General features: G+C 70.1%; 15 protein-coding genes. 3 read left to right on the top strand and 12 right to left on the bottom strand.

Features of this window, described 5'->3' with window-relative positions:
• Positions 1-70 precede the first annotated feature (70 nt).
• Positions 71-1,093 (bottom strand): beta/alpha barrel domain-containing protein, encoded by a 1,023-nt coding sequence (locus SSPN_RS0125945; protein ID WP_101376982.1) that lies wholly within the window; start codon positions 1,091-1,093, stop codon positions 71-73.
• Between the two features lie 135 nt (positions 1,094-1,228).
• Here SSPN_RS0125945 and SSPN_RS0125950 point away from each other — a divergent pair, with 135 nt between their 5' ends.
• Both SSPN_RS0125950 and SSPN_RS0125955 read left to right on the top strand, forming a co-directional pair.
• Positions 1,229-1,984 (top strand): DeoR/GlpR family DNA-binding transcription regulator, encoded by a 756-nt coding sequence (locus SSPN_RS0125950; RefSeq protein WP_010310763.1) that lies wholly within the window; start codon positions 1,229-1,231, stop codon positions 1,982-1,984.
• A complete protein-coding gene (locus SSPN_RS0125955) occupies positions 1,977-3,134 on the top strand; it encodes an MFS transporter (protein WP_010310765.1) in 1,158 nt (385 codons plus the stop codon). Before SSPN_RS0125950 ends, SSPN_RS0125955 begins: the two co-directional genes overlap by 8 nt.
• Positions 3,135-3,282: 148 nt before the next feature.
• Here SSPN_RS0125955 and SSPN_RS0125960 read toward each other — a convergent pair whose 3' ends face one another.
• Together SSPN_RS0125960 and SSPN_RS0125965 are read right to left on the bottom strand one after the other, a co-directional pair.
• A complete protein-coding gene (locus SSPN_RS0125960; RefSeq protein ID WP_202798947.1) occupies positions 3,283-3,693 on the bottom strand; it encodes a hypothetical protein in 411 nt (136 codons plus the stop codon).
• Positions 3,694-3,782: 89 nt separating this feature from the next.
• Positions 3,783-4,538, bottom strand: a complete 756-nt coding sequence (locus SSPN_RS0125965; RefSeq protein ID WP_029535723.1) for a nucleotidyltransferase domain-containing protein — start codon at positions 4,536-4,538, stop codon at positions 3,783-3,785.
• A 313-nt stretch (positions 4,539-4,851) separates the two neighbouring features.
• Here SSPN_RS0125965 and SSPN_RS0125970 point away from each other — a divergent pair, with 313 nt between their 5' ends.
• The gene (locus tag SSPN_RS0125970; RefSeq protein ID WP_010310772.1) at positions 4,852-5,226 is read left to right on the top strand and encodes an FKBP-type peptidyl-prolyl cis-trans isomerase; all 375 of its coding nucleotides are present in this window, start codon (positions 4,852-4,854) and stop codon (positions 5,224-5,226) included.
• Between the two features lie 420 nt (positions 5,227-5,646).
• Here SSPN_RS0125970 and SSPN_RS0125975 read toward each other — a convergent pair whose 3' ends face one another.
• The 9 genes from SSPN_RS0125975 to SSPN_RS0126015 form a co-directional block, all read right to left on the bottom strand.
• Entirely contained in the window at positions 5,647-6,093 is a 447-nt protein-coding gene (locus tag SSPN_RS0125975) for a PH domain-containing protein (protein WP_010310774.1), read from the bottom strand.
• Positions 6,090-6,587, bottom strand: a complete 498-nt coding sequence (ribH, locus tag SSPN_RS0125980) for a 6,7-dimethyl-8-ribityllumazine synthase (protein ID WP_010310776.1) — start codon at positions 6,585-6,587, stop codon at positions 6,090-6,092. The genes SSPN_RS0125975 and ribH overlap by 4 nt, the downstream gene beginning before the upstream one ends.
• Positions 6,584-7,882, bottom strand: coding sequence for a bifunctional 3,4-dihydroxy-2-butanone-4-phosphate synthase/GTP cyclohydrolase II (locus tag SSPN_RS0125985; protein WP_010310777.1), 1,299 nt, complete (start codon positions 7,880-7,882; stop codon positions 6,584-6,586). Before SSPN_RS0125985 ends, ribH begins: the two co-directional genes overlap by 4 nt.
• Positions 7,882-8,529 (bottom strand): riboflavin synthase, encoded by a 648-nt coding sequence (locus tag SSPN_RS0125990; RefSeq protein WP_010310779.1) that lies wholly within the window; start codon positions 8,527-8,529, stop codon positions 7,882-7,884. The genes SSPN_RS0125985 and SSPN_RS0125990 overlap by 1 nt, the downstream gene beginning before the upstream one ends.
• Positions 8,530-8,553: 24 nt before the next feature.
• Positions 8,554-9,576, bottom strand: coding sequence for a bifunctional diaminohydroxyphosphoribosylaminopyrimidine deaminase/5-amino-6-(5-phosphoribosylamino)uracil reductase RibD (ribD, locus tag SSPN_RS0125995; RefSeq protein ID WP_010310784.1), 1,023 nt, complete (start codon positions 9,574-9,576; stop codon positions 8,554-8,556).
• A 75-nt stretch (positions 9,577-9,651) separates the two neighbouring features.
• Entirely contained in the window at positions 9,652-10,332 is a 681-nt protein-coding gene (gene rpe, locus SSPN_RS0126000; RefSeq protein ID WP_010310786.1) for a ribulose-phosphate 3-epimerase, read from the bottom strand.
• Between the two features lie 140 nt (positions 10,333-10,472).
• Positions 10,473-11,858 carry an amino acid permease gene (locus SSPN_RS0126005; protein ID WP_010310787.1) on the bottom strand — a complete coding sequence of 462 codons (1,386 nt, stop codon included), beginning with the start codon at positions 11,856-11,858 and terminating at the stop codon, positions 10,473-10,475.
• Between the two features lie 107 nt (positions 11,859-11,965).
• Entirely contained in the window at positions 11,966-12,373 is a 408-nt protein-coding gene (locus tag SSPN_RS0126010) for an OsmC family protein (RefSeq protein WP_010310789.1), read from the bottom strand.
• 145 nt (positions 12,374-12,518) lie between these two features.
• The gene (locus SSPN_RS0126015; protein ID WP_010310791.1) at positions 12,519-12,977 is read right to left on the bottom strand and encodes a nucleoside deaminase; all 459 of its coding nucleotides are present in this window, start codon (positions 12,975-12,977) and stop codon (positions 12,519-12,521) included.
• Positions 12,978-13,011 lie beyond the last annotated feature (34 nt).

The raw sequence follows: 13,011 nt of genomic DNA on the forward strand, positions 1-13,011 counted from the left end.
CCTGTGGCTAGATTCGTCCGATCACCGTTGCTGCAGCGGCGAAAGTCGCCCGATGCGAGCAACGCGGCGGTCAGCGCTCCGGGGGCGTGTAGTTCTCGATGCGGCGCAGCAGGTTCCGGATCCGGGCCGCGTACAGCGGGGACAGGGCGTAGCCCGGGTAGCTGGCGAACCAGCTGGCGCTGCCCAGGCTGACCGCATCGGCGCCGGCCCAGAAGTACTCGCGGCAGTCGTCGAAGCTGCGGATGCCGCCGGTGGCGATGATCGGCAGCGTCACCTCGGCGTCGCGCAGTTCCTTGACCACGCGCAGGCCGATCGGCTTGATCGCGCGGCCGGAAAGCCCGCCGAAGCCGTTCTTCAGCAGCGGCTGCCCGGTGTTCGGGTCCAGCCGCAGGCCCTTGACGGTGTTGATCGCGGTCAGCGCCGACACCCCGTGCCGGGCGGCCAGCCGGGCGTGGCCCAGGTAGTCGTAGTCCGGCGACAGCTTCAGGATCACCGGGTGGTTGCTGCGCGGCACCGCCTCGGCCAGCACCGATTCGATGATCTGGTTGAAGTCGAAGTTGACGTTGTGGCAGGAGACGTTGAACTCGACCGCGGCGATCTCGCCCACCGGCACCGCGGCGTTGAGCTTGTCGATCAGCGTGACGAACTCCTCGGCGGAGAAGCCGCCGACGGAGATGATGGTGTTCTGCTCGCGGGTGCGCGGGTAGTAGTCGCGCAGGTAGGCGTCGATGCCGACGTTGCACCAGCCGAAGGCGTTGAGCCAGCCGCCGTCGACCTGCCGCAGCGCCTGCCCGTAGCGCTTGATCAGCGACGGCAGCTCGTGCAGCGGCCACACGTCGCGGGTGGTGAAGTGCCCCTCGCGGGGTTCGACGGTGACCGTGCGGGTGGTGACCGCGCCGAACCGGGCCAGCGACACGAACTGCGAGATCGGGCTCATGCCGTAGGGCACCAGCTTGGTGTTGGCCACGCCGTAGCCGAGCAGGCTGGACGAGGTCACCAGGCGGTTGCGCAGTCTGATGTCGCCGAGCCGCACGCCGAGCTCGGACGGGACGTCTCGCACCAACCGAAGGTTGCGCTCCTGGGCCACGCTCACGATCTCCTCCTACCCGACGTCTCCACGCCATCGAGTCCATTGTCCCTCACCCGGAGCAGTGCACGGCCCCGGGCTCGCACGTTCAGAACGCGCGAAGGGTTGCCATTTGAACATGAATCTTGTTCGATGAAACACGTGGAAGGTTCGGAACGCACGTTGATGATCATCGAACGGCTACGGCAGGCGGAGCGGGTGACCGTCGCGGAGCTGGCCGAGGCGACCATGTCGTCAGAGATGACCATCCGCCGCGACCTCGACCAACTCGCCGAACAGGGGGTTCTGCGCCGGGTCCGTGGCGGCGCGGTGAGCTTCCTGCGCGGGCACTCCGCGCCGTTCCCGGTCCGCGAGCGCGACGAGGCGGAGCTCAAGCAGCGGCTGGCCGCCGCCGTCGAGGAGCTGATCGCGGACTGCGAGTCGGTGATCATCGACTCCGGCACGACAACGCTGGAGGTCGCCAAACGGCTCGTTCACCGCCGGATCACCGCGATCCCGCTCGACCTGCACTCGGCGAACGCGCTGAGCAACGCGCCGCAGGTCGACCTGCTGATGCCGGGCGGGCGGGCGAAGCCGGGCGAGCTGTCGTTCACCGGCCACCTCGCCGAGGCCTCGCTGCGCGCATTGCGGGTGGACACCGCGATCCTCGGCGTCTGCGGCCTGTCCGCGAAGCACGGCCTGACCGCGCACGACCTCGAAGAGGTGCCGGTGAAGCAAGCCGCGGTATCCGGCGCCCAGCGCGTCGTCGCGGTCTGCCACGGCGCGAAGTTCGCCCGCACCGGCCTGGGATTCGTCTGCCCCATCACCGATCTCGACGTGGTCGTCACCGACCGGTCCGCCCCGGCGGACGCGCGCGCGGAACTAGCCGCGGCGGGCGTGGAGGTGCGCGTTGTCTGAGGCCACTGAGGAGACCGTCACGGTCCCACGGCAGGCCCGCTGGGCCGTCACGGCCTACTTCGTGATCACCGGAGCGTCGCTGGGCACCTGGACCGCGCGGATCCCGGCGATCAAGCAGGACCTGGGTCTCGACGACGCGCAGGTGACCCTGGCGCTGTTCGCGGTCGCGGCGGGTTCGGTGCTGGCGATGCAGATCGTCGGGCACCTGGCCGACCGCCTCGGCAGCGCGCGGGTGCTGGGCCCGGCGGGGATCGCGATGGCGGCGAGCATGCTGCTGCCCGGCTTCGCGGGAAGCCTGCCGGTGCTGGTGATCGGGCTGCTGGTGTTCGGCGCCGGGCACGGGACCGTCGACGTGGCCATGAACACCCACTCGCTGCAGGTCCAGCGGCGATACGGGCGACCGATCGTGAGCACCTTCCACGCGATGTTCAGCGTCGGCGGCCTGCTCGGCGCCGGAGCCGGCGCGCTCGCGGCGCACGCGGAAATCGGTGTGGGCGCGCATTTCGCGCTCGTCGCGGCCGCGCTGGGCGTGGTGTCGGTGATCGCGCGGCGCGGCCTGCTGCCGCCGGAGGAGCGCGTTCCCAGCAGTTCGGTGCGGCAACGCGGGATTTTGCCGGGGATCGTGTTCCTGGGCGTGCTGGCGTTCTTCTGTTCGCTGGGCGAGGGCTCGATGGCGGACTGGTCGCCGCTGTACCTGCACGACGTGCTGCTGACGAGCCCGGCGGTCGCGGCGACCGGCTACGCGGTCTTCTCCGCGATGATGGCCACCTTCCGCTTCCTCGGCGACTTCCTGGTCGCGCGGCTCGGGCCGGTCGTGCTGGTGCGGGGCTGCGGCGCGGTCGCGGGCGTCGGCTTGGGCGGTGCGCTGCTGCTGCACCACCCGGTGGCGGCGATCATCGGCTTCGCCCTGTTCGGCATCGGCCTGTCGTGCATCATCCCGCAGGTGTTCAACGCGGCGGGCAATCGCGATCCCAACCGCAGCGGTCGGGATCTGGCGCAGGTCAGCACGCTCGGCTACGGCGGTCTGCTCGCGGGTCCGGTGGTGATCGGCCTGATCTCCAGCTGGACGGACCTGACCATCGGCCTCGCGGTCCCGGCGGTCCTCGCGATCTTCGTCGCCCTCTCCGCCCCGGCGGTCCGCCCCCGCTGAGTCCCCAGTTTCAATCGAAACCGGGACACCACAACGGGGACCCACAGTTTCAATCGAAACCAGGACACCACACCCACGACCCCCCAGTTTCAATCGAAACTGGGGGGTCACGTGATGCAGCCCGTCTTCGCCGCGGATGGCGGCAGGTTCAGGTCACCAGCAGGCCGATCCCGAGCGTCACGACGCCGGCGGCCAGCGACAGCGCGCCGAGCCACAGCAGCGCGATCAGCGCGTTCGGCCGGTGCACGTCGCGGCCCGCCGAGGACGCGAAGAAACCCGCCGACATCAGCACCGCCGCAACCGGCACGCCGAGCCTGGCGACCCAGCCGAGCGCGCCCGTCAGCTGCGTGGCGTCCGCCAGCACCAGGCACACCAGGGCGAGCGTTACGAGCACGCCCGCGTGCGCGTGCCCGGCGCGGGCGAAGTTGCGCTGGAACTCGGTCATCGGCACCTGGCCGCGCACGATCTTGGTCAGGAACCAGCCGCCGAACTCGATGGTCACGATGGTCAGCAGCACGACGCCCGCTATGCACTGGCTGGGCGCGCTCAACGACAACACCTGCATGAAGCCCCCTGAAGTCTCACAACGCCGTTATAAAACACTGTTACAAAACCAGCGTCAAGACTCCAGGGGGCCCGCGCAGCGGCTCACCTGGCCGCGGCCACCGCCGCGTCGCACAGGGCGTGCGCCTTGTCGACCGCCTCGACGAGCGATGCCGCGGTCAGCCCGGCGACGACCCGGTCGATGTCGCGCAGTCCCGCCCTGGTCAGCAGGCGCTTCTCGTTCGTCACCCACTCGCCGCGGGCCGCGAGGACCGCGTGCGCCGCCTGGCAGGCGGCTTGCGTGATCATCCCGGCCGTCTCCGCGAGCCGACCGTGCGCCGCGTGGTTCGCGCGGGCGTAGGCCAACACCAGGGCCGCCTGCCCCCACCAGACCGGCGGCGCGGCCTCGCGGAGCGCGTCCGGGTATTCCGGGCGCGGCAATTCCCCGTGCAGCACCCGGTTTATGGCCAGCTCGGCGACCACCAGATAGCTGGGGATCCCGGCGAGGTGGAACATCAGCGGCTGCCACTCGAAGCGGCCGGCCCGCGCCTCGGCGAGCTCGCGCTCCACCACCTCCAGGTCGCGGTAGTGGACGTCGACGTGACGCCCCTCGATCTGCAGCCATGCGCCGCCGTTGAACACGCCGCCGCCCCAGTCGCCCAGTTCGGAGACCTCCCCGGGCCAACCGACGTCGCGCAGGTCCTGCGGCTCGAACCGGCCGCGGTAGTAGATCGCGAAGTCCCAGTCGCTTTCCGCGCGGTGAACTCCCTGGGCGCGCGAGCCCCCGAGGGTCACCGCCCGGACCCCGGGCAGCCCGGCCAACCGGTCCGCGACGAGGGCTTCGAATTCGGCATCTTCCAGCACAGGAATCAGACTCCTCCGGCAACGTAAGCAGGATCGGCGTGACGGGTCGGTTCTGCCCGTCACGCCGCGAAAAACGCCGGGGATGCGCCACCCGGCGAACCTTCGGTCGCCGTCAGAAGTCCATGATCACGAGACGAGCGGCCGTGCTCGCGGGCCTCCCGCCAGGGCGGACGACCGGGGATCCGGGCTCGGCGCATCCGCGCATCGGTGCGGCTTCGGGTCGGGCGCGTGCGCTCCGCTCGGGATTGTTCGAGAGAATCCACCGGCAGCCTTGCAAGACGCTGCGCACCATCGATCGAGGAGAACGCACGTGAGCATCGAGAAGCCGAAGGTCGAGCGGCCGACCGGGAACCCCCCGGCCGACCTGCAGATCGAGGACATCACGGTCGGCGACGGCCAGCAGGCCGTGGAAGGCACCGTGGTGGACGTCCACTACGTGGGTGTCTCGCACAGCACCGGCGCGGAGTTCGACGCGAGCTGGGACCGCGGCCAGCCGCTGCGCGTGCAGCTCGGCAAGGGCCAGGTCATCGCGGGCTGGGACAAGGGCCTGCAGGGCATGAAGGTCGGCGGCCGCCGCAAGCTCACCATCCCGCCGCACCTCGCATACGGTGAGCGCGGTGCCGGCAACGTCATCAAGCCCGGCGAGACGCTGGTCTTCGTCTGCGACCTGGTCGCGGCCAGCTGACGACCGCGGCCCGCGACCGGTGCTGCGCGATTTCGCGCGAAATCGCCGCCTCGTAAGTCGCGGGCCGCAGCCGGTCGGCGCCACTCCCCCGGCGATCAGCAGCGGAAGCACAACCGAGCTGGTCAGGCCGATGAGCACGCCGTTCAGGAGCGGCGAGATGATCCCGGCGATGTTCGCGGCAGTGTTCTGGATGCCGCCGAGCCGACGTGCCCCGGGGATCATCCGCCAGGGCGGGCACCCAGGACGAACACAGCAGTTCCCCAGGAGTCGATTTGAGCTTCCGCTTCCTGGTGCAGCGGTCGCTGGGCGACCGGGGCGCGCACGAAAGGACATGCTCGCAGAGCAGTTCTACCGGCTGTCCGGGCACCGGCGGCTGCTGTCGGTGTGGGAGCAGTGCCAGCCGGCTTTCGAAGCCGATCGTCAGTTGGCGGCGGAATCGGCCTGGCGGCGGAGTTCGCGGAGCCGGCGCATCGCGGTGATCGCCTGCTCGCCGTCGGCGGCCTGGATCGCCATGATCGGCACGTATTCGTCCTCCGGCAGCTCCAGCCGGGCCCACGAGGCGCCGTCCGGGAAGCTGACGGCCTGCACCAGCGGCCACGAGTAGCGCTGGGTACCGATGATGTTGCGGACCTCCACCCCATCGGCGTCGGCGCGCAACCGGGGCCGGGTCAGCAGCATCACGCCGGCCCCCAGCAGCACGCCCAGCAGCACCATCGACACCTGATCGGACGCCGAGAAGAACACGCCGGTCGGGGTGTTCCGCAGCAGGAGGCCAGCGACCGCGAACACCAGCACCAGCGCAACCGCGATCGGGATAGCCACCCGCCGCACCTTCCGCGGCCGGACCTCCACCCGCTGCGCACTCACAGGAATCCTCGCTCTCCGTCCCAGCCGCGCAGCTCCCGCAGCACCAGTGCCGTCTCCAGCGCCGCCGCGGTCGCCTCGAAGCCCTTGTCCTCCACCGAGTCGTCGAACCCGGCCCGCTCCTCGGCCTGCCGCATGGTGTCGCAGGTCAGCACGCCGTTGCCGATGGCCGTCGACTCGTCCAGCGCCACCCGGGTCAGGCCCTGGGTGACCGAGTCGCAGACGTACTCGAAGTGCGGGGTGCCGCCGCGGATCACCGCGCCGAGCGCGACCACCGCGTCGTGCTGGTGCGCCAGCTGCTGGCAGACCACCGGGAGCTCGATCGAGCCGGGCACCCGCACCACGGTCGGCTCGGCGATGCCCGCCTCCTTCGCCGCCGCCAGCGCGCGGGAGAGCATCTGCTCGACGAGCCGCTCGTGCCAGCGGATCGCGGCGATTCCCAACCGCAGGTCGCCCGCTTTCGGCACGCTGATCCGCGGCCGTCCGTCGCCACTCATGCCGTAACTCCAGTCTCGCCATTGATCGAGGAGTCCTCGCCATCGTCGAGATTGTCCAGCACGTGCCCCATCCGGTCGCGCTTGGTGCGCAGGTAGCGGATGTTTTCCGGGTTCGGGCGGATCGGCAGCGGCACGCGGTCCACGATCCGCAGCCCGTAGCCCTCCAGCCCGACGCGCTTGGCCGGGTTGTTGGTGAGCAGCCGCATCGACTTCACGCCCAGGTCGCACAGGATCTGCGCACCCTGCCCGTAGTCGCGGCTGTCGACCGGCATGCCCAACGCGACGTTGGCGTCCACGGTGTCCGCGCCGTCGTCCTGCAACTGGTAGGCCTGCAGCTTGTGGATCAGCCCGATGCCGCGGCCCTCGTGGCCGCGCATGTAGAGGACCACACCGCGACCGGCCTCGGCGACCTTGGCCATCGCCGCGTCCAGCTGCGGGCCGCAGTCGCAGCGCAGCGAGCCGAGCACATCGCCGGTCAGGCATTCGGAGTGCACCCGCACCAGGATGTCCTCGCCGTCGCCGATCTCGCCGTAGACCAGGGCCAGGTGCTCGATGCCGTCGATGGTGCTGTCGTAGCCGAAGGTGCGGAACGTGCCGAGCGCGGTGGGGATGCGGGCCTCGGCGACGCGCACCACCTGCTTCTCGAAGCGGCGGCGGTAGGCGATCAGGTCGGCGATGGTGATCAGCGCCAGGTCGTGCTCCTCGGCGAAGACCTCCAGCTCGTCGCGGCGGGCCATGTCGCCCTCGGACTTCTGGCTGACGATCTCGCACAGCGCACCGGCCGGGCGCAGCCCGGCGAGGCGGGAGAGGTCCACCGCGGCTTCGGTGTGCCCGGGGCGGCGCAGCACGCCGCCGTCGCGGGCGCGCAGCGGCACGACGTGGCCGGGCCGGGTGAGGTCCTTGGCGGTCGACTCCTCGACGGCCAGGATACGCAGCGTCTTCGCGCGGTCGGCGGCGGAGATGCCGGTGCTCACGCCCTCGGCGGCGTCGACCGTGACCGTGTAGGCCGTGCCCTTGCGGTCCTGGTTCCAGTAGTACATCGGGGGGAGGTCGAGTCGGTCGCAGTCCTCGCCGGGGAGACCGACGCAGATGTAGCCGGAGGTGTAGCGGACCATGAACGCCACAAGCTCGGGCGTCGCCTTCTCCGCGGCGAAGATCAGGTCGCCTTCGTTCTCGCGGTCCTCGTCGTCGACCACCACCACCGGCCGCCCGGCCGCGATATCGGCCAACGCGCGCTCGATGCTGTCGAACTTGTTCGTGCTCACCGTGTTCGCAACCTCGTCCTCGGGGTTCATCACCGCGCCTCCCTGACGCCGCCATTGTCCCCCGAACGGGCCTGTGCACCATGCTCCTGGTGGGCCAGTTGCGCTGCGGCGAGCCGTTCCAGGTGTTTGGCCAGCACATCAACCTCGATGTTCACTTCGTCACCCGGCTGGCGCCGACCCAGCGTGGTCAGCTCCTTGGTGGTGGGGATCAGCGCGATGCTGAACCCGGTTTCGCCGGCCTCCACCACGGTCAGCGATACCCCGTCGACGGTGATCGAGCCCTTCTCCACCAGGTAGCGGGACAGGCGTTGCGGCAGTTCGAAGCGGGTGAGCCCGTCGGCGTCGGTGCCGCGCAGCACCGCAGTGCCGTCGACGTGGCCCTGCACGATGTGCCCGCCGAGCCTGTCGCCGAGCGCCATCGCGCGCTCCAGGTTGACCCGGTCGCCCGGCGCGATGCGCTCCATCGAGGAGCGGCGCAGCGTTTCGGCCACCACGTCCACGGTGAACCGCCCGTCGCCCACCGTCACCACGGTGAGGCAGACGCCGTTGACCGCGATCGAATCGCCGTGCTTGGCATCTTCGGTCACCACCGGCCCCGCGATGGTCAACCGGCTGCCGTCGGCCAACGGTTCGACCGCTTCGATGGTGCCGAGTTCCTCGACGATCCCGGTGAACACCTGCTGCCTCCTACCAATACCCGCTCAGCGGTCCAGCGGAACCGCGCTGACCCGCACGTCCGGGCCACTCATAGTCGTCTCTTCGACATGCAACCGCCATGCCTCCGAGATGCTTCCCACTCCCGCTTCGCCGAGGGCGGCCGGTCCGGCTCCGAGCAGCAGCGGGGCGATGTAGGCGAGCACCCGGTGCAGGCACCTCGCCGCCACGAACGCCCCGGCCAGCCGCGGGCCGCCTTCCAGCAGGACGTCGACGATGCCACGGTCGGCGAGCGCGGCGAGCACCGCGGCCGGGTTGCCGCCGGGCAGCTGGATCGTTTCCGCCGCGTCGTCGAAGACCTTTGCGCCGCGCGGGATCTCGCGGTCGCCGACGACGACGCGCAGCGGCTGCCGGGCCAGCAGCGTGCCGTCCGGCGCGCGGGCGGTCAGGTGCGGGTCGTCGGCGAGGACCGTGCCGGTGCCCGCGACGATCGCGTCCACCTGCGCGCGCACCCGGTGCACCTCGGCCCGGGACTCGGCGGAGCTGATCCACTTGCTGGTGCCGTCGGCGGCGGCCGAGCGACCGTCCAATGTGGCCGCGTACTTCCAGGTCACGTGCGGCCGCCCGGTCCGGGCGAAGTGCAGCCAGGCCCGCAACGGCCCCCGCTCCACCTCGTCGGCCAGAAGTCCGCTGTGGACATCGATGCCCGCGCCGCGCAGCACTTCGGCGCCACCGGCGGCCTGCGGGTTGGGATCGGAAACCGCGTGCATTACGCGTGCGATCCCGGCCGCTCGCAGGGCATCCGTGCACGGTGGTGTCCGGCCGGTGTGCGAGCAGGGCTCCAGCGTGACCACGGCGGTGCCACCGGCAGCGCGCTCCCCCGCTGTGCGGAGCGCGACGACTTCCGCGTGCGGCCCTCCCGGCGGCTGCGTCGCACCGACGCCGGCGACCTCGCCACCGGCATCCAGCACCACGCAGCCCACCGGCGGGTTGGGGCTGGTCGTGCCGCGCACTTGCTCGCTCGCCGCGATCGCGGTGCGCATCGCCTGTTTCTCGGCACGAGCGACCATCGCTCCCCCTCCCATCCCCGCAATTTCAATGGAAATCAAACCTTCGATTTCAATGGAAATTGCGGGGGAACGTGGTCATTGACGCGCGTGCGCGAAGTTGGGGGCTGCCTTGGCGCGTAGCGCCTCGACTGCCTTGGCCGGGTCGTCGGCGTTGTACACCGCCGAGCCCGCCACGAAGCAGTCCACCCCGGCCTCAGCCGCCTGCTCGATGGTGTCGGCGTTGATGCCGCCGTCGATCTCCACCAGCAGGTTGAGGTGGCCGGTGTCGACCAGTTCGCGCGCCTTGCGGGCCTTGTCCAGCACCTCGGCCATGAACTTCTGGCCGCCGAAGCCCGGCTCCACCGACATCACCAGCAGCGTGTCGTAGTGCTTGAGGACCTCGACGTACGGGTCCAGCGGGGTGTTCGGCTTGATCGACAGGCCCGCCTTCGCGCCAGCGGCGCGCAGGTCCTTGGCGATGGCGATCGGGTCCTTGGCGGCTTCCACGTGCACCGTAACGTTGTGGGCGCCAGCCTCCGCGTAGCCGATGGCCCAGCGGTCCGGGTCCTCGATCATCAGGTGGCAGTCGATCGGGATGTCGGTCGCCTTCAGCAGCGACTCGACCACCGGCAGACCCAGGGTCAGGTTGGGCACGAAGTGCGCGTCCATCACGTCCACGTGCAGCCAGTCGGCGCGCTGGCCGGGGGCACCGTTCACGGCGGCCATCTCATCGGCGAGGTGGGCGAAGTCGGCGGAAAGGATGGAGGGCGCGATCATCGGCTGGTTCGACACATGCGCGAGTGTAAATCCCAGGTCTCGCGCCTCCCGGAGCGCCCTGGCGCTCCGCTCCTCACCCGATCGGTCCAAGGGTTGCGGGGCACCCGCGACCGGGCAACCGGGGCGCGGGTGCCCCTCGCTCACTCGGTTTCCGCGGGGGTCCGGCGGCGGATGATGTAGTACGCCGCGCAGAGGATCAACAGGAACGGCACGCCCGCCTTCCAGGCGGTGTTGAACTGCTCGGTGAACGGCGTGGTCAACAGCACGGCCGCGACGAACAGCATCGCCAGCAACGTGGTCACCGGCGCCCCCGGCAGCTGCACCGGCGAGGGCGGCAGGCCCTCCAGGGCCCGCCGACGCCGGAACGCCAGCTGGCTGGCGAAGATCATCAACCACACGACGAGAGCGCCGAACAGCGCCAGACCCAGCAGCATCGGGAACGCGGTGTCCTCGGCGACCACCGACAGCGACGCGGCCAGCGCCAACCCGACCGCGGAAAGCACCAGGGCCCGGCGCGGCACCCCGTTCGCGCTGACCTCGGCGAACCACTTCGGCGCGTAACCGTCCAGCGCGAGCGAGTGGGTCATCCGCGCAGTCAGGTAGAGGTTCGTGTTCATCGCCGACAGCGCCGCGGTGAGCACCACGAAGTTCATGATCCCGGCCGCGGCAGGAAGGCTGACCAGCCGCACGAACGGACTCTCCGTGATCTCGCCCGACGACGACGCCTGGTTCCACGGCAGGATCGAGACGACAACCAGCATGCCGAGCACGTAGAACAGCCCCAGCCGAAGCACCATCCGGCGCGCCGCCCGCGGCACGTCCCGGCCGGGGTTTCGGGATTCGGCCGCGGTCATCGAGACCGCCTCGGTGCCCAGGTACGAGAACGTGACGACGGTCAGCGCCAGCCAAACCGCGCCGATGCCGTTGGGCAGGAACCCGCCGTGCTCGGTCAGCGCGCCGACGCCGACGGGCTGCTGGCCGGGCAGGCCGAAAACGATGTAGACGACGCCGAGCACCACGAACACCACGATCGTGACGACCTTGATCATGGCGAACCAGTACTCGAACTCGCCGAAGAAGCGCACCGCCGCGACGTTGATCGCCAGCATCAGCACCGAGAAGCCCACCACCGGCATCCAGAGCGGCAGCTGCGGGTACCAGAACTGCAGGTAGAGCCCCGCTGCGATGACCTCGCTACCGATGTTGACCACCTGCGCGGCCCAGTAGATCCAGCGGGACACGAAACCCGCGAGCCCGCCGAGATAGCGCTGGATGACCGCCCCGAACCCACCGGCCTCGGGGTGCACCACGATCATCTCGGCCAGCGCGTAGGCCAGCGTCAGCGCGGCGAACGCGGCCACCGCGTAGGCGATGATCACTGCCGGTCCGGCGATCGAGATCGCCAGGCCGGAGCCGAGGAACAGCCCGGTGCCGATGGCGCCGCCGATGGCGATCATGCCGACCTGGCGTCCAGAGAGGTCCCTGCGCAAACCGGTCCGCCGTGCCGGTGCGGTCTCCTGTGCCACTTGTCCTTTGCCTCCCACTCATCGCGCACCAGGTGTCGGTGCGCGACGAGCAACCTTACGACGCGATCTCGGTCCTTGGATCGCCCATTTGCACACTCGTAGTGCGGTCAGCGCGGGAGCGACAACTCGATCGGGGTGCCCTCCTCGACCGAGCGGCTGACGGTGCAGTACTTCTCGATGGCGCGCTGCACGGCGTCGACGAGCTTGCCGTTGTCCTCGACCCCGCTGAGATCGACGTCGAAGCTGACCTGGACGGACGCGAACTTGTGCTTGTCCTCCGGGACCTTGGTCCGGTCGGCGTGCACCGTCACCTTCGCGTCCTCGCCGAGCCGACGGACCAGCAGGTTCTCGCTGGTGACCGCGGAGCAGGCGGCGATTGCGGCGAGCAGCAGCTCGCCGGGGGTGAAGGCGTCGGGAGCGTCCTCACGGCCGATCTTCACCTCGCCGCCGCGCGGGTTGGTAGCGGTGAAGGTGTGCTGACCGGTCCGGGTCACTTCGACCGGAGTGGAAGACATTCGTACCACCTGACGTTGGTTGCAGTTGTCAGTCCAGCCTCGGTGCGCAACTGTGGACGGTCAACCATTTCGGACGCCCCGTTGTTCCAATCAGGATTGGGGCAGTTCTATCTTGTTCATCGCCTTTGAAGCGTCGCGGCGGTGGTCACTGCGCGTCCTCGCCGATGTCCTCGTACCAGAGGCGGGGGTTGGCCTCGATGAAGTCGGCCATCAGCCGGGTGCACTCGGGGTCGTCGAGGAGCACGACCTCGACGCCGCTCTCGGCCAGCCAGTCGTGGCCGCCGTGGAAGTTCCGGGCCTCGCCGATGATGACCCGCCCGATCCCGAACTGGCGCACCAATCCGCTGCAGTACCAGCAGGGCGACAGCGTGGTCACCATTGTGGTCCCGGCGTAGGAGCGCTGCCGCCCGGCGTTGCGGAAGGCCGCCGTCTCGCCGTGCACCGACGGGTCGTCGTCCTGCACCCGGCGGTTGTGGCCACTGCCGAGCACTTGCCCGTCAGCGCCGATCAGCGCGGCACCGATGGGAATTCCGCCCTCGGCGAGCCCCGCCTTCGCCTCGTCGACCGCAACGGCCAACCAACGCCAGTAGTCCACTTCGGACACTTCCCACCTCGCACGTTCGCGGCTAGGCGAGGGC

It is taken from the genome of Saccharopolyspora spinosa NRRL 18395, assembly GCF_000194155.1.
Taxonomy (GTDB): domain Bacteria; phylum Actinomycetota; class Actinomycetes; order Mycobacteriales; family Pseudonocardiaceae; genus Saccharopolyspora; species Saccharopolyspora spinosa.

What these genes read in the sequence shown, in the direction of transcription:
- rpe (WP_010310786.1), bottom strand. Translation starts at nt 10,332, where the DNA reads ATGATCGCGCCCTCCATCCTTTCCGCCGACTTCGCCCACCTCGCCGAT.
- SSPN_RS0125985 (WP_010310777.1), bottom strand. Translation starts at nt 7,882, where the DNA reads ATGAACCCCGAGGACGAGGTTGCGAACACGGTGAGCACGAACAAGTTC.
- ribH (WP_010310776.1), bottom strand. Translation starts at nt 6,587, where the DNA reads ATGAGTGGCGACGGACGGCCGCGGATCAGCGTGCCGAAAGCGGGCGAC.
- ribD (WP_010310784.1), bottom strand. Translation starts at nt 9,576, where the DNA reads ATGGTCGCTCGTGCCGAGAAACAGGCGATGCGCACCGCGATCGCGGCG.
- SSPN_RS0126010 (WP_010310789.1), bottom strand. Translation starts at nt 12,373, where the DNA reads ATGTCTTCCACTCCGGTCGAAGTGACCCGGACCGGTCAGCACACCTTC.